The organism is Lactiplantibacillus xiangfangensis (assembly GCF_001438845.1).
Taxonomy (GTDB): Bacteria; Bacillota; Bacilli; order Lactobacillales; family Lactobacillaceae; genus Lactiplantibacillus; species Lactiplantibacillus xiangfangensis.
In genome coordinates this window covers 141991-165741 of sequence record NZ_JQCL01000103.1, presented here as the reverse complement: position 1 = coordinate 165741, position 23751 = coordinate 141991, and the positions used below count along the sequence as shown (strand labels likewise).

25 protein-coding genes and 2 tRNA genes are annotated in these 23751 nt (G+C 41.9%); 19 read left to right on the top strand and 8 right to left on the bottom strand.

Going from position 1 to position 23751, the window contains the following annotated elements; translation table 11 throughout:
- Positions 1–328: 328 nt before the first annotated feature.
- The 4 genes from IV64_RS14575 to IV64_RS13390 all read left to right on the top strand — a co-directional run bounded on the left by IV64_RS14575 (position 329) and on the right by IV64_RS13390 (position 5753).
- Complete coding sequence (locus IV64_RS14575; RefSeq protein ID WP_157061184.1) at positions 329–466, top strand: hypothetical protein; 138 nt, start codon at positions 329–331, stop codon at positions 464–466.
- Positions 467–950: 484 nt separating this feature from the next.
- On the top strand, positions 951–3137 hold the full coding sequence (locus IV64_RS13400; protein ID WP_057707814.1) for a MucBP domain-containing protein: 2187 nt from the start codon (positions 951–953) through the stop codon (positions 3135–3137).
- A 102-nt stretch (positions 3138–3239) separates the two neighbouring features.
- Positions 3240–5207 carry a coiled-coil domain-containing protein gene (locus IV64_RS13395; protein WP_057707812.1) on the top strand — a complete coding sequence of 656 codons (1968 nt, stop codon included), beginning with the start codon at positions 3240–3242 and terminating at the stop codon, positions 5205–5207.
- A 57-nt stretch (positions 5208–5264) separates the two neighbouring features.
- Entirely contained in the window at positions 5265–5753 is a 489-nt protein-coding gene (locus IV64_RS13390; RefSeq protein ID WP_237757352.1) for a MarR family winged helix-turn-helix transcriptional regulator, read from the top strand.
- Positions 5754–5797: 44 nt separating this feature from the next.
- Here the strand turns inward: IV64_RS13390 and IV64_RS13385 are convergent, their stop codons facing one another.
- The 4 genes from IV64_RS13385 to IV64_RS13370 form a co-directional block, all read right to left on the bottom strand.
- Positions 5798–6070, bottom strand: a complete 273-nt coding sequence (locus IV64_RS13385; protein ID WP_057707808.1) for a hypothetical protein — start codon at positions 6068–6070, stop codon at positions 5798–5800.
- 23 nt (positions 6071–6093) lie between these two features.
- Entirely contained in the window at positions 6094–6327 is a 234-nt protein-coding gene (locus IV64_RS13380) for a hypothetical protein (RefSeq protein WP_057707805.1), read from the bottom strand.
- Positions 6328–6555: 228 nt separating this feature from the next.
- Positions 6556–6628: transfer RNA gene (locus IV64_RS13375), tRNA-Glu, on the bottom strand.
- Between the two features lie 50 nt (positions 6629–6678).
- On the bottom strand, positions 6679–6882 hold the full coding sequence (locus tag IV64_RS13370; protein ID WP_057707803.1) for a hypothetical protein: 204 nt from the start codon (positions 6880–6882) through the stop codon (positions 6679–6681).
- Between the two features lie 140 nt (positions 6883–7022).
- Between IV64_RS13370 and IV64_RS13365 the strand changes: the two genes are divergently transcribed.
- A tRNA-Gln gene (locus tag IV64_RS13365) sits at positions 7023–7095 on the top strand.
- 165 nt (positions 7096–7260) lie between these two features.
- Here the strand turns inward: IV64_RS13365 and IV64_RS13360 are convergent.
- Together IV64_RS13360 and IV64_RS13355 are read right to left on the bottom strand one after the other, a co-directional pair.
- The gene (locus IV64_RS13360) at positions 7261–8406 is read right to left on the bottom strand and encodes a site-specific integrase (RefSeq protein ID WP_057707802.1); all 1146 of its coding nucleotides are present in this window, start codon (positions 8404–8406) and stop codon (positions 7261–7263) included.
- 52 nt (positions 8407–8458) lie between these two features.
- Positions 8459–9196, bottom strand: coding sequence for a helix-turn-helix domain-containing protein (locus tag IV64_RS13355; protein ID WP_057707800.1), 738 nt, complete (start codon positions 9194–9196; stop codon positions 8459–8461).
- 137 nt (positions 9197–9333) lie between these two features.
- On the opposite strand from IV64_RS13355, the gene IV64_RS13350 reads away from it, so the two are divergent.
- The 11 genes from IV64_RS13350 to IV64_RS13300 all read left to right on the top strand — a co-directional run bounded on the left by IV64_RS13350 (position 9334) and on the right by IV64_RS13300 (position 16294).
- Positions 9334–9540, top strand: coding sequence for a helix-turn-helix domain-containing protein (locus tag IV64_RS13350; protein WP_057707798.1), 207 nt, complete (start codon positions 9334–9336; stop codon positions 9538–9540).
- Between the two features lie 13 nt (positions 9541–9553).
- Positions 9554–10231, top strand: coding sequence for a Rha family transcriptional regulator (locus IV64_RS13345; RefSeq protein WP_057707796.1), 678 nt, complete (start codon positions 9554–9556; stop codon positions 10229–10231).
- Between the two features lie 40 nt (positions 10232–10271).
- On the top strand, positions 10272–10556 hold the full coding sequence (locus IV64_RS13340) for a MerR family transcriptional regulator (protein WP_237757351.1): 285 nt from the start codon (positions 10272–10274) through the stop codon (positions 10554–10556).
- Positions 10557–10641: 85 nt separating this feature from the next.
- A complete protein-coding gene (locus tag IV64_RS13335) occupies positions 10642–10992 on the top strand; it encodes a hypothetical protein (protein ID WP_057707790.1) in 351 nt (116 codons plus the stop codon).
- Positions 10993–11131: 139 nt separating this feature from the next.
- Positions 11132–11575 carry a hypothetical protein gene (locus IV64_RS13330; RefSeq protein WP_057707788.1) on the top strand — a complete coding sequence of 148 codons (444 nt, stop codon included), beginning with the start codon at positions 11132–11134 and terminating at the stop codon, positions 11573–11575.
- The gene (locus tag IV64_RS13325; RefSeq protein WP_057707786.1) at positions 11568–11789 is read left to right on the top strand and encodes a hypothetical protein; all 222 of its coding nucleotides are present in this window, start codon (positions 11568–11570) and stop codon (positions 11787–11789) included. The genes IV64_RS13330 and IV64_RS13325 overlap by 8 nt, the downstream gene beginning before the upstream one ends.
- A gap of 12 nt (positions 11790–11801) precedes the next feature.
- Complete coding sequence (locus IV64_RS13320) at positions 11802–12575, top strand: bifunctional DNA primase/polymerase (protein WP_057707784.1); 774 nt, start codon at positions 11802–11804, stop codon at positions 12573–12575.
- Positions 12576–12590: 15 nt separating this feature from the next.
- Positions 12591–14090: a DNA primase family protein gene (locus tag IV64_RS13315; protein ID WP_157061182.1), complete on the top strand. Its 1500-nt coding sequence runs from the start codon at positions 12591–12593 to the stop codon at positions 14088–14090.
- A gap of 498 nt (positions 14091–14588) precedes the next feature.
- The gene (locus IV64_RS13310; RefSeq protein ID WP_057707782.1) at positions 14589–14987 is read left to right on the top strand and encodes a hypothetical protein; all 399 of its coding nucleotides are present in this window, start codon (positions 14589–14591) and stop codon (positions 14985–14987) included.
- A 23-nt stretch (positions 14988–15010) separates the two neighbouring features.
- Positions 15011–15325, top strand: coding sequence for a hypothetical protein (locus tag IV64_RS13305; RefSeq protein WP_057707780.1), 315 nt, complete (start codon positions 15011–15013; stop codon positions 15323–15325).
- Positions 15326–15964: 639 nt separating this feature from the next.
- Positions 15965–16294 (top strand): hypothetical protein, encoded by a 330-nt coding sequence (locus IV64_RS13300; RefSeq protein WP_057707778.1) that lies wholly within the window; start codon positions 15965–15967, stop codon positions 16292–16294.
- A 913-nt stretch (positions 16295–17207) separates the two neighbouring features.
- Here IV64_RS13300 and IV64_RS13295 read toward each other — a convergent pair.
- Together IV64_RS13295 and IV64_RS13285 are read right to left on the bottom strand one after the other, a co-directional pair.
- Positions 17208–17912 carry a class I SAM-dependent methyltransferase gene (locus tag IV64_RS13295; protein WP_057707775.1) on the bottom strand — a complete coding sequence of 235 codons (705 nt, stop codon included), beginning with the start codon at positions 17910–17912 and terminating at the stop codon, positions 17208–17210.
- Between the two features lie 458 nt (positions 17913–18370).
- Positions 18371–19210 (bottom strand): polysaccharide deacetylase family protein, encoded by an 840-nt coding sequence (locus IV64_RS13285; RefSeq protein ID WP_057707773.1) that lies wholly within the window; start codon positions 19208–19210, stop codon positions 18371–18373.
- A 239-nt stretch (positions 19211–19449) separates the two neighbouring features.
- Here IV64_RS13285 and IV64_RS13280 point away from each other — a divergent pair, with 239 nt between their 5' ends.
- From IV64_RS13280 to IV64_RS13270, 3 genes are all read left to right on the top strand, one after another.
- The gene (locus tag IV64_RS13280; protein WP_057707771.1) at positions 19450–19842 is read left to right on the top strand and encodes a YxeA family protein; all 393 of its coding nucleotides are present in this window, start codon (positions 19450–19452) and stop codon (positions 19840–19842) included.
- Between the two features lie 277 nt (positions 19843–20119).
- A complete protein-coding gene (locus tag IV64_RS13275) occupies positions 20120–21850 on the top strand; it encodes an ABC transporter ATP-binding protein (protein ID WP_057707769.1) in 1731 nt (576 codons plus the stop codon).
- A complete protein-coding gene (locus IV64_RS13270; protein ID WP_057707767.1) occupies positions 21850–23739 on the top strand; it encodes an ABC transporter ATP-binding protein in 1890 nt (629 codons plus the stop codon). Before IV64_RS13275 ends, IV64_RS13270 begins: the two co-directional genes overlap by 1 nt.
- Positions 23740–23751: the final 12 nt, after the last annotated feature.

Sequence of the window (23751 nt, the reverse complement as noted above, 5' to 3'; positions counted from 1 at the left end):
CCAGGTACCCATACTTCATCATATTCATCAAGTGTTTCAAACGACCCATTCGGTGGTTTACACTCATTCATCTTGAACTTAGTTTCAGCATTAAAGGGTTTATTCAACAAATAAGCTGAATTTCAGCTAATTCATAAATAGGGGAGGCAAACAACATGAGTTTCTTTAACGATTTTCACGTACTTCCAGGTACGCATACATCATCATACTCTTCAAGTGTTTCAAATGATCCATTCGGTGGATTCCATTCATTCATCTTGAACTTAGTTTCAGCACTTAAGGGTTTATTCTAAAGCTAAAATTTTAATGCCATTAGGAGGCAAACAATATGAGTTTCTTTACTGACTTACACGTATTACCAGGTACACATACTTCATCATATTCATCAAGTGTTTCAAACGATCCATTCGGTGGATTCCATTCATTCATCTTGAACTTAGTTTCAGCACTTAAAGGCTTGTTCTAAAGTAAAGTCATGATTCAGTGGAGTTAAGCAGGTTTCTTATCAAACGCCTAACTTCCTAGTATGTGTGGTAGCTGCTTTTACCAAAAGGTTGATTTTAGGACATAAATTAATTATTGTACTAATTTATCCCTTTATATTATTATAATTATGAGAGATTATAGAGTTAACAGGTTACCCCGTTAAATGATTGAGCTCGTAATTATAATAGCAACGCACATACTATGAGATTCAGTGATTTAATATTTTACCAGGGATGCACATCATCGTACACATTAAGTGTTACTAATGATGTTCTTTGGCGAATTATACGGCTTTGATTCAAGTTTGAGTCATTACAGTGTGATCGAATGCCAATGGAATCATTAATGGTGTAATAGACACAACACAAATACGCGTGACTAAGATGGTGGGTTGGCAAGCGATTTGTCACCCACCGTTTTGATTAAGCGGTGTATTTGGTTGATGTTTGGGGAGGAAAAACCACATGTCAAAAGATAATCAAAAAATTACCGGCGATTCAGTATACCGGGTAAAGATGTATAAGGACGGCAAAAAGTGGGTTGCTGCTGGTGCAACGACCTTAGCTTTACTTGCCGGACTCTCTCTTGCAAATGTAAACGCTTCTGCTGATACTACCAATAATGGTGGGTCACAAGTTGAAGAAGTTCAAGGTGAAAAGCAGGGTGCCAGTTCTGCACCTGAAACGGCTGCAAAGACCGATGCTAACGTACAAACTAAGACTAACGATAAAACTGCTGCTGCACCTGCTACCCAAGGGATTCAAGAAACATCTGGCAAGGTTGATACTAACACTGCTGCAAAGCCAGCTGCTGATGATGCAACCAAAGATGCTGTTGCACCTAAAGCTGCTGATACGGCAGTTTCACAAGCTACACCAACAGTTACGAAGCCAGCTTCACAAGCTACGGTTAGTGTCTCACAAGACGCCCAAGTTGACGTTACTTCCGTAGCACCTAGTGAAGGCACGACTACGGTTGAAAAAACTGGTGACGTTGCTAAACAAAATACTGGTCAAGTTAGCCAAACGGTTAATAACACGCAGATCAATAATCCAGAAGCCGGCAAGTCATATAACGTTGACATTACGTTGACTAAGAATACGACTGGCGTTAACTGGACGTCACAATCAAACGGCCAATTTACAATCAAACCAGTTAACTCATTGCCTGCAAATGGGACTTGGAAGTTAGCATCTTACGTTACCAATGGTGAGAAGACCACGTTGAGTGACGCTGATGCAACGTCATTCACACCAGTTTCTTACAACAAAATTGGTGATGACATCACCTTCAATTTTGTTTACAACGCACTTACTAGCAGTCCTTCAGGGAGCCTACAATTTACAGATGTTCCAAATTCCAATGATTTTGTAAGTCTGCAAACTGTACCCGGCTGGAATTATTCAACTGAAAACACTTCAACTGAACCAGTTGAACAAGCCAATGTTGATGTAACTTACTACATTATCAACAAGAGTGGTGCAGATGGTACTGAGGCTGTTCCAGTGCTTGGTGCTGATGACAACCCTGTTACTGTCACTAAGGCCGGCGATGTTGGTGGTACTTACACCATTACACCAGCTGTATTGAATGGTTACACGCTTGCTCAAGCTAGTGAACCATTAACTGGAACACTTAGTGCAGATGGTCTTAAGGTTATGTTAGCCTACGTTGAAACGACTGCATTACAAATTCAGTACCAAGACGAAGATGGTAATCTTGTTGCTAAAACGAGTGATCCAATTCAACAAGGTGCTGACGGGACCTTCACCCAAAATGGTGGGACTTATTCCGTTGCTCATCCTGAAATTGCTGGCTACACTTACGTCGGCTACAAACTCGGTGATAACGGTGCCCTTCAAACTGGTGATGCTAATGCGGTTGCATTAACTGCCGGTGGCAACAAGTTAGCCTTTGTTTACAACAAGGATGCTGCTGCTCAATACACCGTAACTGCTAAGTACGTTGACGAAGATGGCAACGCACTTGCAGATGATCAGGCCTTTACTGGTGAAACTGGCACGGCTTACGATGCAACTAAGGATATCGATGGTTACGAGCTCAAGTCAGATAACGCTATGGGTACGATTGGTGATGCTGACAGTGTTGTAACGTTGGTTTACGCTAAGACGTCGCAACCAACAACGGCCCCAACGACCGCACCAACAACGGCCCCAACGACCGCACCAACAACGGCGCCAACGACCGCACCAACAACAGCGCCTACGACCGCACCAACAACAGCGCCTACGACTGCACCAACAACCGCACCAACAACGGCTCCAACGACCGCACCAACAACAGCACCAACAACGGCCCCAACAACGGCTCCTGCTGATGGTGACAAGGTTCAAGGTAGCACCGCACCAACCACGGCTCCTGCCGATGGCGACAAGGCTCAAGGTAGCACTGCACCAGTTGCTAAACCGGTTGCACAACAACCCGTTGAAGCTGGGACTGCCGGTGTTCTTCCTGCAGCCGCTGCTTTGAAACCTGTTGAAACACCTAAGACTAAGACTTCCGATGCAAAGGCATTGCCGCAAACTGACGAAGACGAAAACGGGACTGCTTTAGCAATCTTGGGTCTTGGGACGATGTTAATGGGTTCAGCATTGTACTTCGGTGTATCACGTCGCAAGCATGAAGCATAATAATTAATTACAACTTGATTATTTGCTGAACGGATGGAAAGGTCGCTTTTCCGACCTTTCTACTCTTTGAGCAAACAATCAAGTTTATGGAGGAGTTGCATTATGAAGATGTTCAGTTTAAAGCGCAAAGATAAGAATGAGGATTTTGCGGGTCATTCTGAGCGCGCAACGGCGACCTCAACTGTCGCTGCTCAGAAGCCAAAGCCAAAAGTAACACCTGGCAATGATCAAAAAGCCGCGGGTGCTTCACCAGCAGGTAGCAGTAGTGCGACTGCATCCAACGTTACACCGATTAAAGGGCAGAACCGCGTCAATCAGCGTCGTGCAGGACAAAAGTCCGCAAAGACCAGCTCAATGATTGAACGTGAAATGTCTGATTTGAACAGTCAGTACCAAGTTTTACGTGGGGAACTCAAGGTTCAACTGGTTCAGGATCGCAAGCACGAAAAGCAACGTTACGAGAGTTTAGTTGCGGAACAAAAGAACCTGGGTCAACAGTTAGCTGATGCTAAAGTTTCTTTACAGAAACAGGATAAAGTTGTCACGAACAATGGCGACGAACGCAAAACGATGGTTGCTAAAATCAATACTGCACAAAAACAGTACGATGATGCTAAACATTCCTTAGCTAAGAGCGACCAAACGTTAAACTCATTGCAACAAAAGATTAGCCAATCCGAACGGTCATTAGCTGATTTGCGTCAAAATGAAGCGGATATGCGTAAAGCTATTCAAGGCGAACAAGACTTGAAGAAGTTGTTTGTTTTAATGAAGCAACAAGAAAAGCAAGCGCAAGATCTGTATTCAAAGAGTGACGCAATCAACAGTGAACTCGTTAAACTTCAAAAACGTGAACAATCTGAAACTCGTGACCGGTCAAGCAAAGAACACGCCATCACGACTGCGGAAAAATCGTTACATACCGCTCAAGATGCCTTAGTGGCTTATGATCGTAAGACCAAGAACGCGCAGGATGAACAATCACGTCAGTTGAATTTAGTTAATCAAAAGATTAACCGGCTACAACATGACTATGATCAAAACGAAACTTCCGTTAAAGGCTTACAACAAAAGATTGAAAGCATTGACGCTAAGTTAAAATCGGATTACGGCACGACCCACTTGGTCTCACCTGTTGAGTTTGACCAATCATCGAAGTATTTCCTTTTCAGCAATGATTTAATTCAGTCATTATCTGATGAAGAAAAGACTTCAATGGCTATGATCATGGGACTCTTGAAGAATGAAGTTAAGGGCGACGCTAACGTTGTCACGGTTAACTACAATGACAGCTTACCTGATATTTGGAAGAGCTATCAAAATAACGGCTTAGTTGAAAAGCATACTGGCCTATTTAACATGTATTACGCTATCCAGTCGAAGGTTCCAGGTCAAGTGGCCAAATCAAAGCCAGAATTGCCTGACAACCCAGCATGGCAGTACAAGCGGAATTCAGATCAACAAATTACGGCTATCGCTGATGACGGCGGCAACTTGATTATGGATCTGAAGTACCGTAAGAACGGTGCTATTTGGTATATCACGTACTTCAACGGTTCAATTGCAACGCGGCGTGATGTTTATGACGCAGCTGGCTTCATGTCAGTAACGCAATACCTCGACCGGACGAACAATTCACAAGTTACATTAGAAAACTTCTACCGGCCAGATCGCTCGATTGCAATGATCAAGCAATATGGTAGCAACCATGAATTATCGATCCAATTAGTTAACAAGGATGAAGCCATCACTAACGTATTCCATTCTGAAGCGCAATTATTAACTTGGTGGTTATCATCTGTCTTACAAAAACAAGACAGTGTCCTAGTTATGGGTGTCGATACACCATTGTTTGATCAATGCTTAAAGGCAACCAACGAACACTTCCACGTCTTACCAATCGTGTCTGCAGACAACTTGGATAACCAACACGTCAAGGACATTATGGATGGGAAGAGTAAGTTATCGAGCTTAGTTGTAACGGATCGCGCCGTTCAAGATGCCATCGAAAAGAAGATGACTCGTGACCTTGAAATTACAATTATGCCAGCAGTTAGTGACCGTGCTTAGTCACGGAGTCGTGAATAATCTCCGCCTGAACACGACGCTCAAATGGGGTTGGAAGAATTGAAGACTGATACCATGGAAAAAAAGGCAAAGTATGATGATACAGAACTGTTTGAGAAAGTTTTAGTAGGGATGTCCTGGCTGGAAAGTCACTTACGAGAAATCATCCAAACGATGGTGGAAGACGCCGATATTTCGTTTGAACAATTTCTAATCCTTTATTACTTGGATCATAGCAGTGAACATCGGATTACGGTAAAGGAACTAGCAGCTGATCGGCACGTTTCTTCGTCTGCCATTTCAAGAAAACTAACCTACCTGATTAATAATGACTTGATTGTGTTGAACATCGATCCATACGATCGACGTTACCGGTATTTAACCCTTACTCCGAAGGGTGAGTCAGTAGCTAAGTTAATTGAAAAAGTAAATGAAGAACGCCTTGGCAAGTTCTTAGACGAGTTCGGTCGGATTCGGACTTCCGAATTGACCGATGAGCTACGAATGGTTAGCAAAGTACTCGTTGATACCAAAGAAATTAAAGGTTAACTAAAAATCCCCACACATCGTTTGAATGTGTGGGGATTTTTGCGTTATAAGCTAAGTGCGATTGAATAGATAATAAACCCGACGATAATCATTGCCAGAACGATCAGAACTGTAAAAACAGTGTAGCGGGTCATTCGGCTAACGCGACGTTCTATGTCGTTTCTTGATTGTGAATGTTCATGTTGGGCATTATATAAAGACGCGTTGGTATCTTTGACCCATTCGGCACCACGTTTACCGTAGTAGGGATTGGTGTGACGTGCGCCGGTGTGTTGGACCCGACCATCGGGTTTAGTTAACGGTTTGTATAGTCGCATCTGAATCCTCTTTTCGCCAGGTATTAACGCTTTTGGGCTTTATAAGGGACAGCATAGTTCTTGGGTGCATCACTGGCCTTAGCGTACTTCCAGTGACCGGACATTTTCTTTTCAAGTGGGGCGCCGTCCTTGATACAGGTGAAGCGTGACCCAACTGAGTTTTCAATGATAAAAATACGATTGAATTCGTGACGTGTTTGAACAATGTGACAATCGTCATGATCGATTCCAAAAACATCTTTGTATACCAAAAACATTATCTCCTTTGTATTGACACTAAAACGGTTAATTTAACACTGAATAATTACTAACGGGTATTCCGTTACTCTTCCATTATAAACCCTGAAAGCCAACCGTAAAACGTTTTGCATGAATTCACGGGTTCATTGTGGTCAAATTGAAAGAAAACGACAATGAAAAAGCAAGCAGAACGCTGATATAACAACGCTTTGCTTGCTTTTCGTTTTTCCGTATTTTTAATGAAATCACCCGCATGGGGATCGAACCCATAATTCCGCCTTGAGAGGGCGACGTCTTAACCAATTTGACCAGCGGGCACAAATTCAGTTACTATCTTACCGAAACATAAGGGCCTTGTCAAACGGATTTTACCGTTTTAAACGGAATATCGTCACAATAACTAAACCAATGAATAATAATAAACAGTAAGCCACACTACACCAGAAAACAAATGTCAGTAGGGTGGGGAGTAGAAAGGTCCGCATCACGGCTAGACCAACCGCGGTCACCGCCCACACGATCAGTTGTTGGCGTAAGTGGTTGAACAGCCGGGTCAGCTCACCAGTTGACATAATAACCACCTCTACAGCCCAGTGTGTCGAAAGTTGGCGGGAAATGCAAGTCATAAGAGAAAATTCACTTTTATTGCATAAAGATGGCTAAGAAGTCTTGACAGTAATTGCGCGAAAAGTTACTATTAAATAGTTGTTATTGGGTATTCGCCAAATTGGTAAGGCAGCGGACTCTGAATCCGTAATTTACTGGTTCGAGCCCAGTATACCCAATTGGTTCAATACGATAGCCGTCAATGAGGTTTAAAACACCTTGGTTGACGGCTTTTTGTTTGCCGTAAATTTCAATGAGGGTTAATAACTGATAAATAAATGGAACCATTTTGGGAACCACTAAGGAACCATTTAGTGGCTCGTACCAGAGTATTACAAAAGTTGCTAAATACTCATGAATTGGTCTAGTTTAGCGGCTACATCCGCTTTCTGTTGCTCTGTAACGTGTAAATAGACCTGCTGGGTAATGTTTAAGTTAGCGTGTCCCAATGTCTTGGATACTTCCATTAGGCTAACGCCAGCAGCAAAAGCAAGGGTACAGAACGTGTGACGGAATGCGTGTATCTTAATATGTCGTAGATCATACTTTTTGCAGATACTTTGATTCCAGTGTTCTGGGACGCTAGGTTGTAGCAGCTCATTATATTGGTTAGAGAAAACGAGTTGACTGGTGCCGTGTGTGTTGTAACCTAATTCCAAGTAAAGACTAGCCTGGTTTAAGTGCCACTTATGGAGCCAGTGCATCGTTTTGGCGTCTACCTTGATAGTCCTAAGGCTAGTCTTTGTCTTAGGTGTCTGAACAAGCAGGCGGCCGCCATTCCCTTTTGATTCTGTTTTACTAATACTGATCTCATTGGTTTTAAAATCAATATCCGACCATTGTAGGGCAAGTGCTTCGCCTTTACGCATCCCAGTGAACGCTAACAGCCGGAAGAACGTAAAGGGTGCCATCTCATCATACTGATAGGCGGCGTTCAAATACTTGATTAGTTCCGTTTTCTCGTAAAAATCAAAGGTAGGTGTTTCTAAGACGTCTTTACGTTTGGGGATGCTGGTTTTAGCCATCGGGTTCCGGGTAATTAATTCCATACGAACGCCATAGTTTAGGATGGCAACGGCTGAACTACGAAAACGGCGATAGTGCTTAAAACCAGCGTTAAACCAATCCTGAACGACTTTCTGGCATTGGGGTACAGTTAGGCCTTTTATCTTAGTAGAACCTAGTACGGGGATAATATGGAGCCTGAATATATCAGCAGTTTTAGCCCAAGTTGATTCCTTGACGCTTTGTTTATAATCAAGAAACCATTTATCATATAATTGTTCAAAGGTAATATCATCGTTAGAAATATAACCCTGTTTTTCATAGTCTACTTGAACGTTGGAAGTCCATAATTGGGCTTCCTTTTTTGTTTTAAAGCCCCGTTTATGTTTCCGGGTACGTTTTCCCATAGTTCCAGTATCTAGATCAGTGAGAGCTTCCCAGCGAACTAGGCCGGACTTAGTTTTGTACTGCTTGAATGTTGCCATGATTGATTATTCCTTTCATACCATGCTGGCGAGCGGGGTATGTAGGGAAATACTAAATATTTTCGAATATTCCGTATAGATCTGGAATAAAAACAATTTCATTTTTAGGTGTATTGCTATATCCCTCGCTAACTTGAAATCCTTCTGGGAAGAGTTTAGTTACAACAATATTTTTAACAGCGTAAACGTCGATAACTTTTGTTAGCCAAGGTAGTTCACGGACGACAGAGAACACTTGAATATGCTTGGGATGTTCTTCGTCCTTAGATAGATGTTTTAGAAAATCTGGCTGTAGTACGGGTTCGTACTTTGAAGGTGGATTTAAAAGTTCTTTCCAAAATTCTTGTATAAACAGTGCCAATGACTTATCACTAGCCCAATGAAACACATTTTCAATATCTTGAGTAATGTTTTGTAAAGGTTGACCATTAAGTACATACGTATCGCTATCCAGCTTAGAAAGCACATAATCTATATCAAATTTTTCCTCAATTCGTTCACCTCTAACGGGCTCAAAAACAATCTTCATAGTGGCAACAAAATGAGTACTACTCTTTTTTGATTTCAAAATTAATTGGACTTTACCGGCGTTCGTTAGCTTAAACAAGTCGGAAACGTCATTTACATTCAAGGCGTTAACAATTTTATCCAACGTTTCAAACTTGACCATCTTAGAATTATTGTTAGCAAGTTGAGTTAAAGATGCTCTATTGGTTTTTGTCTTTTCAGATAATTCGGCAATAGTCATATTTTCCCTTGAAAGCAATTCACGCAATTTTATTTCTAGCATATTTTCCACCTCTCTATCAGTATATTAGTCATTGAATACTATACATTAGCGATAGGTATTTGACAAATGGACATCATGAAGATATATTGAATACGTTGCATTGATGATATGTATTCAACTTGATGGAGGTGTTAAATATGAGAAATAATTTATCCATGATTTTAGGTGCACGGTTGTTAAAGATTGATGATGTTACAAAGGGTACCGGTATCAGCAGAACTACATTGACTAATATTTATTATCGGAAATCTGAAAATATTGAATTGAAAACTTTGCGGAAAATATGTGACTTTTTACAAATTCCGTTAAGTGAGTTGATTGAGTACACACCACAAACCAAGTAGAGGAGGGCGAGCAATGAACCTAGTTGAGTTGACCAGTAAGAGACTAGATGCCGAGCCTTTTACGACTTCGGATGTGATTGCTGAAAATGTAGGGTTAAGCCATCGCTCATTAAAACGAACAATCACTAATCATAAAGATAGGCTTGAACACTTTGGAAAGATGCGAACGACATTCACACCTTTATCAAGCGGACAAACGTCCATTTCTTATCAATTGAACGAACGACAAGCGATGTTACTATTTTTCTATTTGAGCAACACACCGCAAGTAGAGGAGTTTCAGGAACGGCTTGTTAGTCAATTTGCTTCTATGAAGCGTGAATTGATTTTGCGGCAATCTAAGTTTGAATTGGGAAAAGAGTTCTCAAAAAGTCTGCACGACGCTATCAGTGAGAGCCCTGCACTGGGTGAACACGGCCATTTGTATATTAATATCAACAAGCTGGTATATAAACAGGCGTTAGGGGTTAGCGTGAATGAATTGCGCAAAGCCCGCAGCATCCCTACGACGGAGGCTATTACCCACTATCTAAGTGCCAGCGAGGCGGATGCGGTCAAACGAGTTAAGCAGCAGATTAAGACCTTGCTGGGAATGAAATTTGATTACCAACAGATTAAGGCGGCGCTACAGGTACAAGGCATTATTTATCAGATCAGGCTAACACTACCTACTAAGCAGGCTAACCGTTAATTGTTGATCCTATACGAGCTTTGAAAGGTGGTGAGAAGTAATGAGTGAACCGATGCGAGTTATCTTAGGGGCTGAACAAGCCCAAGCATTGCGGGACTACGTTTATCAATTAGTTGCGGATTCTGTGGACGCTGCTAAGCGGGATGCTGGTGTTAGTCAAAAGTGGTTGCGCAAGAGTGCCGCTGCTGACTATGCAGGCGTTAGCCCGGTAACGTTTGGAAACTGGGTTAAGAGTGGTCTAAGCTGTCAGATTATTAATGGCGTGACACTGTTTAACAAGACAGAGATAGATAAGTTTATTAATCACAACGGCAATTCAATTTAAAATCCATGCTGGCGAGCGGGTGCGGTTATGATTTGAGATATTGGCTTATTTAGAACATTGATCAGTTGTAGGAGAGGTGTGTAATTTGATAAAAGATGATGAACATTGGCGGCTTGATATGAGTGGCAGTGACTTAAAAAAGTTAACTAGTTTACAAATTGACCTGTTAACTGGAGGTTGTCAGCTTGAAGCTGAGACGGATATGGTCAATATGATTGCTGATGATATAAAACAGCGACCAGGTTACCAGTCAATTGATGATTTACAGGGGTACGAGGTTAGAGGGATGCTGATGGAGTATCAACAGATTTTATGGCGTGTTGATCGCTATATTACTAAACGGCAGCAGTTTGTTAAGGATGAAATAAAACTATTTAGTGGTGGTGCCGAGACCCTAAACAATGCGTTTAAAGACCCTAGCAAGGTTAGGAGCTAGTTTAATGATTGAGAGTATAAAAAAGAACCATGCTTTTACTTTGGCGAGTAAGCACGGTTCAAGGTTGCTAAAGCGTATTAGATAACCTTTTTACACTCTCATTATATCGAAAATTGCGACGTGATGAAAGGCGATAGTAATGCAAAAACCAATTACAGAATTAGCAAAATTAAAAGATATTAACGAGGCGTGCAGTTATGCCACTAAGGGGATAAGCCTTATAAGAAAATCATACAGTAGCATTTTGGCTATTAGCGATTTAGTAACTCCGACGTTGAAACAAGCTGTAAATAGCCATGACAACTATTTTAAGATGTCTCACAAAGAACTAAGACAAGCAATTGATGAACGTGAGACTACGTTATATAGCACAATCTGCATACTTCGCGAGCTGGGTGAGTTGGCAATGAATATTGATCAGGATACAGCCGACGTTGAAGGGACTATTGGTGAAATTAATGATATTGCAACGGGGGTTAATGCAGGCATTAACCAGGTTTTAAACAGAAATAACGGGGTTTCTGACAGCATTAACCCGGTTTCCAATGATGAAAACTCAAAGGGGGCTGCAGATCATGAATAAAAGCCAGTCACGTTTAAACCATGCTAAGACCACGATCAACGCCACATTAGTTCAGTTAGATTACTTACAAGAGCTTACTAATCGGGTAACGATGACACCTAAACAACGGGATGCCATCAGTCAGCAGATTCACAACATTAAGGTAAACACTGCTGATGCCGTGACAGACCTTGATACTGCTAACGTGGTTCCGTTGGTTGGTCAGGCAGTCTAAGGCGGTGTAATTATGAATGAAATTCAAACGGTAGCGCTAAGACTAGCCAGGTCAGGCTTACCAGTATTTCCGTTATCAAGTAACAGCAAGGTACCTTTAAAGGGCTCTAGCGGTTATCTGGATGCGACTACGGACAAGCAGACCATTGCAGGTTGGTTTGAACACGTTCCGAGGCTAAACCTAGGGATGCGATTAGATACGGCTGGCTTATTAGTAGTTGATGTAGATAGGCATGGGAAAACTGACGGTGTGGCTACGCTTAGAAGGCTCAATCAAGAAGGCAAGCAATTGCCGGGGGATACCTATATTGAAAGGACGCCCAACGATGGACTACATTACTTTTTTAAGTTGGCGGATCCGTTAAGCATCCGGCGCCGAACTAATCTATATCCGGCCATTGACGTGTTACATGATTTTGTGATGATTGCACCGAGCCAGATAGACGACCGTCGTTATACAGCTATTGAGCCAATTAATTTAATTAAGCCCGCGCCACAGTGGCTACTTCGTGACCTGTTACCCAGCCAAGGGACGAACAAGGCAACAGAACACGCCTCTAACATCCGCAAGACTTGGACGGGACGGGTTCTAGATGATTTAGTAGCTGGTACGAGTGAGGGCAACCGCAATAGTTTTCTAGCTTCGTTATTGGGAAAGATTCTCAATACTGGTTGTGAGGGTGTAACGGCCTACGAACTATTACAGTATGCTAACGACCAACTACAGCCACCATTACCAGAAAAAGAGGTCAATTCTATTTTTAAGTCGATCATTAAGCGTGTTTGAAAGGGGGCTTAGATATTGGAAGATGATATTAAACGGTCAATTGATGCTTATTCCAAGCGAGAACATAAGCACGCTGTTACTACCCAAAAGGCTTTTAAAAACCGCCGGGAAATGGCAGAGGTACTACACAATGATGTTGAGTTATGGCAGTTGAAACATCAGACCGAGCGGCAAGCTAAACAAGGAAAGGTGCCACCGTTGACGACCCTTGCCGGTGCCGAGATTATGCAACGCCACTTTCATTTCTGCTTGTTTACGAATAACGAAAGCGAGCGAATGGCGGTGTATCTACCAGACCAAGGCATATATACGCAAAACTATTTGTTTTTGAAACAACTAATTGCAACCATGTACCGGCCATTTAATGAACGACAGGCAGAGGACGTTATTTATCATCTCAAAACGGCGGCCAGAGTGCAGCAGTTAACCAATGATCGTTATCTAGTCCCAGTAAATAATGGTATTTGGAATTTGCATAGCCACCAGTTAGTGCCGTTCAATCCTAAGTATGTTTTCACTACTAAAATAGCTACGAATTATCACGCTAACCCGGTACCACCTAGCATTAAGGGATGGACGGTTGACGGATGGTTAAAAGAGCTTGCTTGCAATGATGATGAGATCGTTAAGCTATTTTGGGAAGTGATTGCCGACAGCCTTAACGGTAACTACACACGAAAAAAAGCTATTTTCTTATTTAGTGAGTTGGGGAACAGTGGCAAGGGAACGTTTCAAGAATTGATTAATAACTTGGTAGGTAACGACAACGTAGCCACCTTGAAAGTAAATGAGTTTGATATGAGGTTTAGGCTTGCTGGCTTGGTTGGTAAAACGGTTTGCATTGGTGATGATGTGGCACCAGATATTTATATCAAAGATAGCAGCAACTTTAATAGTGTGGTTACTGGTGATCTGGTAAATGTTGAGAGCAAAGGACAGGACGGCTATACAGCCAAGTTAATGCCTACTATCATTCAATCATGCAACGGCTTACCGAACTTTCACAACAAGGGCGGCACTATGCGGCGGATTGTCATAGTTCCTTTTAACAATCATTTTCAGGGTGAGGGCGATAATTGGAGCGTTCGCAACGATTATATAGCCCGTGATAGTGTCTTAGAGTACGTACTATATCAGGCCTTACAATTAGATTTTGAGCGTTTCGACATCCCTAAGGTGTCACAACAAGCCCTATCAGAGTTTGAAGCTGACAACGATCCGCTAATTGGTTTTAAGCTTAGTTTCTTCGATAAAGCCGGCATTGAAAAGGTGCCAACCTATTATCTATACGATTATTACAAGAAATATTGCAGCATTAACGGTCTAAGAGCATACGGACAATCAAAGTTTGTTAGACGCTTTATGCCACTGATACCCGATTATACTAAAAAGCAGGCCAAGTTAACTAATGCTGAAATAGAAAGCGTTGAAAATATTCGCAAACAAGATGAGTTAGTAGCTTACCCAAGGGTACCGCAACACGGATTGAAATATAATTGCATCGTTAAAAAGTAGTAAAAAACATAATACCTGAACTGAACATGGGTGTAAAAGTGGTACTAGTGGTACCGAATGTCTATAAACGCCGGTGTATCAAGCCCAGTGACGGTACCACTTTTAAAACGTAAATGGTACCAATATTTTCAAATAACGCTGTACCCGTTGATATTACTGGCTTTAAGGCGGTACCACTTTTAAAAGTCAAAACTGGTACCAACTGGTACCGAATCCGGATTTGAACAAAATGACATTACCGGGGGATAAGCAATTTCCGAAACGGTACCACTTTTGATTTTAAAAAGTGGTACCACTCTAAACTGTTGAGCGACAAGGGATTGAACCCCATTAATAAAAATACGGTACCATTTTAGTTTTCAAAGTGGTACCGCTAGAAACGTTGATATAACAACGATAGTAGACGATTGGTACCAGTAGTACCACTTTTTGACCCAACTTCATTTCAGGTATTAGTAATAATGGGTAATAAGCATATACATTTAAAAGGTGATAACTATGAAACAAATTGATTTAGAAGTTAAGTGCTACGGTAAAAAGTTACCTATGCCGATTGATTCGCTCTATGGGAATACTGAAAAGAGCCGCCCCGAATTCAATAAATATGATTCGCCTAACGCTTTCTGGCAGCTAACGGATGAACAGCAGGCATTCTTATTAGATTGGTGCCACCGGTTAGTTAAGCGGCAACGGATTTACAGAGGGCGAACGAGTTACGGACTGAAACACATCTTTGGTCATAGTGGTTTCTATGTTTACAACGGTGCTTTTAAAGGTGCCATGCTGCTAGCTGGCTTTAGAGCTGATGGGATGGAATACACTAACTGGTGGTTTAACGTTCGTGAGAGTTCAGTGCAAGCCATTATCAAGCAAGATTTTAATATTGCTAGTCGTTAATTATAAAACTAGGGGGCAACAGAATGCCGTTATCAATGATCGAGTTTAAAGTGTTAAGTATCTTACCGCGTGGGGCTGGTTATCCAATCACGACCCGCAATATCTGCAAGGCTACTCAATTGAGTGTGCGGGATGTCAGGGCGGCAGTTAGTAACCTGATTGGATTGCACGGCGTCCCAATTGTGGCAAACCGTAACGGCCGTAGTAGTGGTTTGTTTATTGCTACGGATCAGGATGAACTTAATATTGGGATTGCTAGCTTTAAGAGCCAAGTAACTACCATGAACGCCCGTATCAGTGCCATAGAGCAAGCTGACTTAAAGGGATGGGAAAGATAGTTACAACCTGATATCAAGCGTCTAAGTGATGCAGAAAGGCATATTCAAGGCGCGTAATTGAATAGTGAGTTATCCGATACCATCATCCGTAATAATTTAGGTGATGGTTTTTATTAACCTGATATATAACAGCCGTAACTCTAACTACACTTGTAAAGCGGATGCTAGCACTTGCCTGTTCGGTGTGTAGTTAGAACTACGGTGCTCGTGATAGTAATTGATGATTTACGAAACAAACACTATAAGGAACAGAGCTAGAACGTTGATACATTAACGTTTATCGCTTGCAAGGGGTGCAGATTAGGGTGCACCCTAATAACCATAAAGGGTGCATGCTGTAATGAGTGAGTAGGCTTAAAACCTACTATGTATATGTTACTCATTGGCAGATTTGTCGGGCTGTAAAAAACAAGATCAGTGTTATACGTGATAGTAGGGCAACTAGCTTAGAAGTTATTGGGTTACCAGTTGGGTTACTGTTGGGGTGCTAGTTGAGCTACTCTGATGTAAATAACTAGGTGTAATGATATAATAACTATATCGGGATTAATCATAGCGCAGCCTTTAGCGGCGCATTATAAAAGGGATGCTAACGGGGTGGCTAGCATCCCTTTTTACATACATTGGGGATGATCATAGTTGGATAAAAAGTACCAAGAAGCCTGTTCTTATTTAAAACGGTACCGGTTTTATAAAAGTATCATTGAGCAGCCATTTATTGACGCAATGGGATTAGGGAAGCCTAGACGGTGGAAACAAATAGAAGTGTGGTGTGATCAGGTTAATGGGGCGGTAAGTGCTATTACTGATCCGGGACAAGCTAAGTTAATTCGGGATGAGTTTATAGTTCCGGGAGGTAGTCGTACCCTGGCACAAGCACAATTAGGGTTAAAAAAGTCACAGTATTACAAGGTACGTAAACGGGCGGTGCTTGAGTGGTGGGAATTAGTTAATAGGGAAGGCAATTAACAAGTGTATTCTAAGTACGGTTGTTGGTGAGTTACTCTGCAATGGTGTGTTAAGCTATACAATTTCAAAACAACACAGACGAAATTAGGAAACAAACAACACAGGATTAAGCGTAGCAATGCTGTAGCATAGCCATGTTCAGGCGATGGCATTGCTATAGTAGGCTATTTGTTTAATCGGAGCGTTACGAAACAAACACAGTACATTTTGAAACAACATAACACGAAATAAGCATTATAAATGCTGATACGTCAGTATTTAGCGCCTGATTTTGCAGTGATGAAACGTTACTTTATTAATCGGAGCGTTGCCATACACGAAAGGGAGCACTCTGATTCAAGCAGGACTATAAAGCTTATTCCAGCTTAATAATAAGTTGAGATAAGCTGTTTGCTTTAGCTTGTGTATGGTGACAAATGCGACACCCTAAAGGGAATATATAGCGAATATGTGGAGATTGTGGAGGCCCTAAAAAGAGAAATCATGCTGACATTTCTGACACCCTAAAAAAGGACTGTAAATAAAAAGCCATCCGTTAAGATGGTTTTATGTAGTGCCCGCCAGCATGATTTATTGGTATCAAATTATGTGTAAAAACGTGTTTTTAGAACTAAATGGAACCATTTTGGGAACCACGAGCGTGTTTTGAGTGCTGATATAGGCTGTCAGCGCTGATATAACAGCATTCCTTTCCGGGCTTGGTTTGAACCCAGTATACCCAATATTCGTTATTAGCTGTTATCATTGGTTGTCAAGAACACCGTGATTACAGCTTTTTTATTACTCTAGTTTGTCATTGGTTGTCATTTCTTTTCACTAAAAGTCAGTCAAAAATATAACAAAAAAGCCACTTTTCCAGTGACTTAATACTTGCGCGGGGCAGTGACTGTTAACCAAATCTGGTTAACAGTTTTTATTTCGAAGCAGTTATAAGGAAGGTTGGTACCATCGGAGTACCCCACCAGCCATTATAACTTGTATTCACAATATCAATATTGCAATATCCTAAACTTTCAAGAACAGGAACATATTTTTTAGTTTCAAATCCTATGTCCATGATTATCAATTGGCCTTTTTCCTTTTGAACCCTTGATATTTCTGAAAGTGCCGCTTTTCTTTTTGTAAATGGCTTAATATTATGCAGTACCAGACTAGATATAATCAGATCAAATTCATTATTGTTAAATGGCATATTTAGAATGTTAGCAGTTTTTAATTTCACCTTGCCGGCCAAACTACTACTATCCATTATTTTTTGAGTAGCTTCGATTGAATTATTTCCTTGATCTTTATTACTCCAAATATCAATTCCTACTATTTCACTTATGCTCGCTGCTTTTTTGCTAAATTGCAACGTAAAGGCTCCATGGCCACAACCGGCGTCTAATATCTTACTATTGTTTTTTAAATGAATATTATTAACAGTGGATTGCATTGTCTTATACTTACCGATTATTGAAGTATGCATGTATTTGAGACCACATAGAACTAATATTAATACCATAATGGCTGAAACTGTGTTAAACCCACCTACTAATAGAACAATCACTATAATAAATGCTGGCCCAAAGAAAAATGCTAGTCCCATGGGAGCGTCCATTTCTCTAATACTTTTCATTAAGTTCTCCTATTAACAATATTTTTTCTTTCAAAGTATATCATAATATTTCGAAAAGCTTAACAATGCTCGATTTTTTAAATAATTAAACTTGCTAACACTAACTGACAATTGTTCGCAAGTTTAATTTTGGCTGAAATGTTTCTCAATAATATAAATTGATATTGTGGGTCATCAATTGCGTTAAGAACGACTTCGACTTTTTTTAGCTGGTAAGACAGGTCAACATGGTTTATCAAGCGGCTTTCAGCACCGTTTCGGCTACTCCATCGAATGAGGGACTAGAAACCTGATTAAAAGACGTCAAATCACGTTTTAGTTTGGCATCTTGCTTTAATAAATTACGAATTTTCTTAACATCTTGGCGCATTGGAATTACACTTTCTAATTCCGGATATATGTATTAAAAAACGGGGCTATTACACCCCGTCTTGGCTAAACTAATTTTGATGACAGTATTACTTTAGTAGTGCGGCAAAGGTACCCATGCTCATTCCTGGGGTGACCCGCTGACGTGTTAGATTATACGGACTCTGGTGGCTCGTCGCGATACCTTCAGCCGTTGACAAGGCGTAAGTGTAGCCCGCAGCCTTGTCCGCCCTAATCGTGGCCCCGTCGGCTCGTCCGGCGGGGTAACAGATGACCTGCGTCTTTTGTTTTAAGTGTTGATCCAACCATTTCTTGGAACTGGTTAGTTCTGTTAGTTGAACTTGGTAAGTTAAGTCGTTGAGGTCCAAATGGCGAACCGTGTGACTTTCAAAGTCGATATTGCCCGACGCTTTCATCTTTTGGGCTTCAGCCAAGTTCAGATGATTCTTCTTGCCCGTGAAGCCGGTAATGAAGTTAATGGTCGCGTGCTGATGATTCTTCTTCAAAATTGGCCAAGCTTGCGTCATATTATCCTTATAACTGTCATCTAAAGTGATCCAGACAACTTTCCCTTGAGGTAACGCTTTGTGTTTAAGTGCGTAAACCGCCTCGTCCGCAGTCAAGGTCCGATAGTGCTGGCACTTTAGATAGGCCATTTGCTTGCGAAATTCCTTAGTTGGTACCCGTAGCGCGTTGCCACTAGAAATACTGTGATACATTAAAATTGGCAGCTTAACTTCTTTAACGTGGTGCCAATTAGCGTAGTGTCGTTTTTGACGCTGAGTGCGCGTCTGCTGGCTTTTAGTCGCCGCCTGTGCACTGGAATGATGTGCTGATTTGCTGGCCGTAGAACCAGCGCTACAGCCCCCTAGTAGTAATAACCCTAGCAGTGTGAGTAGCCAAGGTCGTCCCCATTTTTTTGATAACATGATAATCCCCCCTGATTATACCTTCTTCCTATCTTAATAGATTTAGTAATGGAACGCAGTAATTATTTTGTTAAAATAGCATTTTTTTAATATATAGTTAGGTACACATCTTAAGAAAAGCTAGCATTGCTTAGGGCTTTACTAAGTTACTTAAAAATTACTTGGGTGGTCTAGACGACTGGTTAACGATTGGATAATATAAAATTTGTAATACAAAATACTCGCAGGGGGCGACAAGTATGAAAAAAGTTTTACTCGGATTGGTGACGATTATCGTCATAGGGGTGGGCACGTTATTGTTTTCAAGTCATTTGACTAAGAATCGGGGCGACGAGCTGGCGATGGCGCTGGATAACGTCAATCCCATGGTGAAAGTGACGACGGTATACGGCCTGACGAATCAAGCTATCAGCCATACGAAGGGTGAGATGAATGAAGATATCTTCACCTATAAGATGAAGACGGTCGATGCTGCGGGTCAGCCCCGAACACTGACTTTTAACGCTGATCACCGTTTGAAGCGTCAACACTATCTCAAAATTGAAACTAAGGGACAAAATGTCAATACGTGGGAAGCGGTCGATGAAGCGACCGTTCCTAATAATATTCGCACCAACTTAGCCGGTAGCTAAAAAAGGCCTCATCAAAATTAAAACTTCCTATAAGTAGGCGCAGTCGTTTCGTAAATGAAGCGGCTGCGTTTTACTTTGCTTGAAATTAAGTAAAGAACATTGTTAACTAACTATTAAAGGCTTTATAAAAAATTAAAACATTTTAGATGTCAAAATTGCTAGAGTGAGTTACAATTATTTCCGTGAGTCTTGTCAGGATAGTTGACAAGGAAGTAATTTTTCGTTAGATTAGAATACTGCATTATTATTTTGATAATGAATGAAGGGGAGCGTGTAGATGCTTAAAATAGCGAAGGGGCGTATTTCATATGGCGCAGTCATTGGGGCGATCTTATTTATGGTCGTCCAAGTGATTGCTAACTTGAATTTGCCTAGTTTGACGTCGAACATTGTGAATAACGGGGTCGCCACTGGTGACATCGATTACATTTGGAAAATCGGGTTTGAAATGGTCGGTTTTTCACTGTTATCCGTAGTTGCCGCTTTCGGGAACGTATTTCTCGCAGCGCGGTCATCCCAACAATTAGGGAAAAATTTGCGTTCGGATATTTATAAGAAGGTCATCAACTTTTCAAATGATGAATTTGATAAAGTGGAAACTTCTTCATTGATTACCCGGACGACTAACGACGTTGTTCAGATTCAAAACGTTGCAATGATGGCGTTACGGATGATGATTATGGCGCCAATTATGTTAGTCGGGGCAAGTTTCCTGGCGTACACGAAGAGTCATGAATTGACTTGGATTTTCGTGGTCTCCATTCCGGTACTGTTAATCTTTATCGGCTTGATCATGTGGGGCGCCATTCCACTGTTCCGGGCAATGCAAACGAAGACCGACCGTATTAACTTGGTCTTTCGTGAAGGCTTGACCGGTGTTCGGGTTATCCGGGCATTCCGACAAGACAAATTCGAACAAAACCGTTTTGAAGACGCTAACCAAGATTACACGGCTAATGCCATTAAAGTTAATACGATTGTGGCTTTAGCATACCCCGTCATGACGTTGATCATGAGTGGAACGAACGTGGCGATTGTTTGGTTTGGTGGCCAATTGATTGGTAGCCAAACGATGCAAGTTGGGAACATGATTGCGTTTATGACTTACGCGATGCAAGTCTTGATGAGTTTCATGTTACTTGCCATGGTTTTTGCCTTCATTCCACGGGCCGCAGCTTCAGCTTCACGGATTCAAGAAGTCTTGGATATTAAGACCAAGATTACGAACCCAGACAAGCCAGAAGCGTTACCAGCAACGACCGCCCACAGCTTAGCCTTTGATCACGTTGATTACCGTTATCAAAGCGCTGAACAGTTGGCTTTATCAGACATTGACTTTAAGGCTCATTCCGGACAAACGGTTGCCATCATTGGTGGGACTGGTTCCGGTAAGACGACCTTAGTTAACTTGATTCCGCGGTTCTATGATATTGAAAGTGGTGCCGTTAAGTTAGATGGCGTGGACGTCCGCAACTTGAAACTGACTGACTTACACAAGGCGGTTTCCTTTGTCCCACAAACGGCGACGTTATTTACCGGGACGATCCGGGATAACATGCGGTTTGGGAATGAAAATGCCACGGATGATGAAATTTGGCACGCCCTCGAAATTGCCCGGTCAACCGACTTCGTTAAAGAAGAAGGCGGACTGGATGCGCACGTTGAACAGGGTGGGGGTAACTTCTCTGGTGGACAACGGCAACGCTTAGCCATTGCTAGAGCACTAGTTAAGCACGCTTCCGCATACGTTTTTGATGACTCGTTTTCAGCCTTGGACTTCAAGACCGACGCTGAATTACGGGCAGAGTTACGCCAAGACAAATTGATTCAGCAAAGTGTTGTGGTCATTGTGGCCCAACGGATTGCGACCGTGGCCGACGCCGACTTGATTCTTGTTTTAGATAACGGGAAGTTAGTTGGTAAGGGGACCCACGCTGAACTAAAAGCGAATAATGAAGTTTATCAAGAAATTATGAAGTCACAATTACGAGAGGAGGATCAACTTTAATGAGCGAAAAGAAATCAAATTCAGCCGACGCACCACGTCCTAGTGGGCCACGGCATGGACCTGGCTCGCAGGGAGTCGTTGAAAAGCCTAAGAGTTTTTGGAAAACAGCGATGCGTTTGATGCGCTACATGTCGGACCGTTGGGTTGGTCTTGCCATCGTAATGATTTTTGCCATCGCTTCGGTTATTTTTCAAATCCGAACCCCTAAGATTTTAGGGAAAGCGACGACCGAAATTTATAAGGGCATCATGAAGGGGACCGCACAACAAAAGGCCGGAATTAGTCAAAATGGTTTTCCCATCAACTTTGAAAAAATTGGGCAGATCATTCTGATTGTTTTGCTGATGTACGTTGCATCCGCATTGTTCAACTTTATCCAACAATTTATCATGACGCGCATCTCACAACGCACCGTTTATAAATTACGGCGGTCATTTAAGGGTAAAATGCAAAATGTCCCGATTTCGTACTATGATACCCATTCTAACGGGGACATTATGAGTCGGGCCGTCAACGATATGGATAACATTGCGAACACCTTGCAACAAAACTTAACGCAAGCCGTGACGAGTGTTGTCACGTTCGTTGGGACGATTTGGATGATGCTAACAATTAGCTGGAAGTTGACGCTGATTGCCTTAGTGACGATTCCATTGAGCGTGGTCGTTGTTGGCGTAATCGCACCAAAATCACAAAAGTTCTTTGGCACGCAACAAAAGTCCCTGGGGTTATTAAACAACCAGGTTGAAGAAAATTATGCTGGGCACGTTGTTATCAAGAGTTTCAATAAGGAACAAGACACCATTGATGACTTCGAAGAACAAAATGATAATTACTATCAATCTGCCTGGAAAGCACAGTTCATTTCTGGGATTATCATGCCGCTAATGATGTTTTTGAATAACATCGGTTACGTGTTTGTCGCCATTATTGGTGGGATTGACGTTGCTAACGGTCACGTTTCTTTAGGGAATATCCAAGCGTTCTTACAATATACCCAACAGTTCTCACAACCAATCTCGCAAATGGCGAACTTAATGAACACGATTCAATCGACGGTTGCGTCTGCGGAACGGGTTTTCGAAGTCTTAGACGAAGAAGAAATGAAACAGACACACTCCAACTTACCAGCTAAGACGGATACGGATAACTTGATCAGTTTGGAACACGTCCAATTTGGTTACACCGACGACGCCTTGCTGATGAAGGACTACAACTTAGACGTTAAACGTGGGCAACAAGTCGCCATTGTTGGGCCTACTGGTGCCGGTAAGACGACCATTATCAACTTGCTGGAACGTTTCTACGACATCAAGGGTGGTTCGATTCGGTTGAATGGGACTGATACCCGTGATTTGAAACGGGAAGACTTACGGTCGCACTTCGCAATGGTGTTACAAGATACTTGGCTATTTACCGGGACAATCTATGACAACTTGAAGTACGGACGTGAAGACGCCACTAAGGACGAAATCATGGCTGCGGCTAAAGCGGCCCACGTGGACAGTTTTGTACGGAAATTGCCAGATGGCTACGATACCGTCTTAAACGAAGAAGCTTCTAATATTTCACAAGGGCAACGTCAACTTTTGACCATTGCCAGAGCCTTTGTCGCCGATCCAGAAATCCTGATTTTGGATGAAGCGACGAGTTCAGTGGACACTCGGACTGAAGTACACATTCAACATGCCATGGAACGGTTATTGAAGGACCGGACTAGTTTCGTGGTCGCGCACCGGTTATCAACGATTCAAGGTGCCGATAATATTATCGTGATGAACCATGGTTCCGTTGTTGAAACGGGGACTCATGAAGAGTTAATGGCTCAAAACGGGTTCTACGCTGACTTATATAACAGTCAGTTTACTGGAAATATCGATATTGATTAAAGGAGGGGTGTC

Excerpts from the sequence above, each read along its gene's own strand:
- IV64_RS13275 (WP_057707769.1), top strand. The coding sequence starts at position 20,120 with ATGCTTAAAATAGCGAAGGGGCGTATTTCATATGGCGCAGTCATTGGG.
- IV64_RS13310 (WP_057707782.1), top strand. The coding sequence starts at position 14,589 with ATGAAACAAATTGATTTAGAAGTTAAGTGCTACGGTAAAAAGTTACCT.
- IV64_RS13400 (WP_057707814.1), top strand. The coding sequence starts at position 951 with ATGTCAAAAGATAATCAAAAAATTACCGGCGATTCAGTATACCGGGTA.
- IV64_RS14575 (WP_157061184.1), top strand. The coding sequence starts at position 329 with ATGAGTTTCTTTACTGACTTACACGTATTACCAGGTACACATACTTCA.
- IV64_RS13350 (WP_057707798.1), top strand. The coding sequence starts at position 9,334 with ATGAGAAATAATTTATCCATGATTTTAGGTGCACGGTTGTTAAAGATT.
- IV64_RS13395 (WP_057707812.1), top strand. The coding sequence starts at position 3,240 with ATGAAGATGTTCAGTTTAAAGCGCAAAGATAAGAATGAGGATTTTGCG.
- IV64_RS13385 (WP_057707808.1), bottom strand. The coding sequence starts at position 6,070 with ATGCGACTATACAAACCGTTAACTAAACCCGATGGTCGGGTCCAACAC.
- IV64_RS13305 (WP_057707780.1), top strand. The coding sequence starts at position 15,011 with ATGCCGTTATCAATGATCGAGTTTAAAGTGTTAAGTATCTTACCGCGT.
- IV64_RS13355 (WP_057707800.1), bottom strand. The coding sequence starts at position 9,196 with ATGCTAGAAATAAAATTGCGTGAATTGCTTTCAAGGGAAAATATGACT.
- IV64_RS13295 (WP_057707775.1), bottom strand. The coding sequence starts at position 17,912 with ATGAAAAGTATTAGAGAAATGGACGCTCCCATGGGACTAGCATTTTTC.
- IV64_RS13330 (WP_057707788.1), top strand. The coding sequence starts at position 11,132 with ATGCAAAAACCAATTACAGAATTAGCAAAATTAAAAGATATTAACGAG.
- IV64_RS13340 (WP_237757351.1), top strand. The coding sequence starts at position 10,272 with ATGAGTGAACCGATGCGAGTTATCTTAGGGGCTGAACAAGCCCAAGCA.
- IV64_RS13325 (WP_057707786.1), top strand. The coding sequence starts at position 11,568 with ATGAATAAAAGCCAGTCACGTTTAAACCATGCTAAGACCACGATCAAC.
- IV64_RS13360 (WP_057707802.1), bottom strand. The coding sequence starts at position 8,406 with ATGGCAACATTCAAGCAGTACAAAACTAAGTCCGGCCTAGTTCGCTGG.
- IV64_RS13280 (WP_057707771.1), top strand. The coding sequence starts at position 19,450 with ATGAAAAAAGTTTTACTCGGATTGGTGACGATTATCGTCATAGGGGTG.
- IV64_RS13285 (WP_057707773.1), bottom strand. The coding sequence starts at position 19,210 with ATGTTATCAAAAAAATGGGGACGACCTTGGCTACTCACACTGCTAGGG.
- IV64_RS13345 (WP_057707796.1), top strand. The coding sequence starts at position 9,554 with ATGAACCTAGTTGAGTTGACCAGTAAGAGACTAGATGCCGAGCCTTTT.
- IV64_RS13270 (WP_057707767.1), top strand. The coding sequence starts at position 21,850 with ATGAGCGAAAAGAAATCAAATTCAGCCGACGCACCACGTCCTAGTGGG.
- IV64_RS13380 (WP_057707805.1), bottom strand. The coding sequence starts at position 6,327 with ATGTTTTTGGTATACAAAGATGTTTTTGGAATCGATCATGACGATTGT.
- IV64_RS13320 (WP_057707784.1), top strand. The coding sequence starts at position 11,802 with ATGAATGAAATTCAAACGGTAGCGCTAAGACTAGCCAGGTCAGGCTTA.
- IV64_RS13370 (WP_057707803.1), bottom strand. The coding sequence starts at position 6,882 with ATGTCAACTGGTGAGCTGACCCGGCTGTTCAACCACTTACGCCAACAA.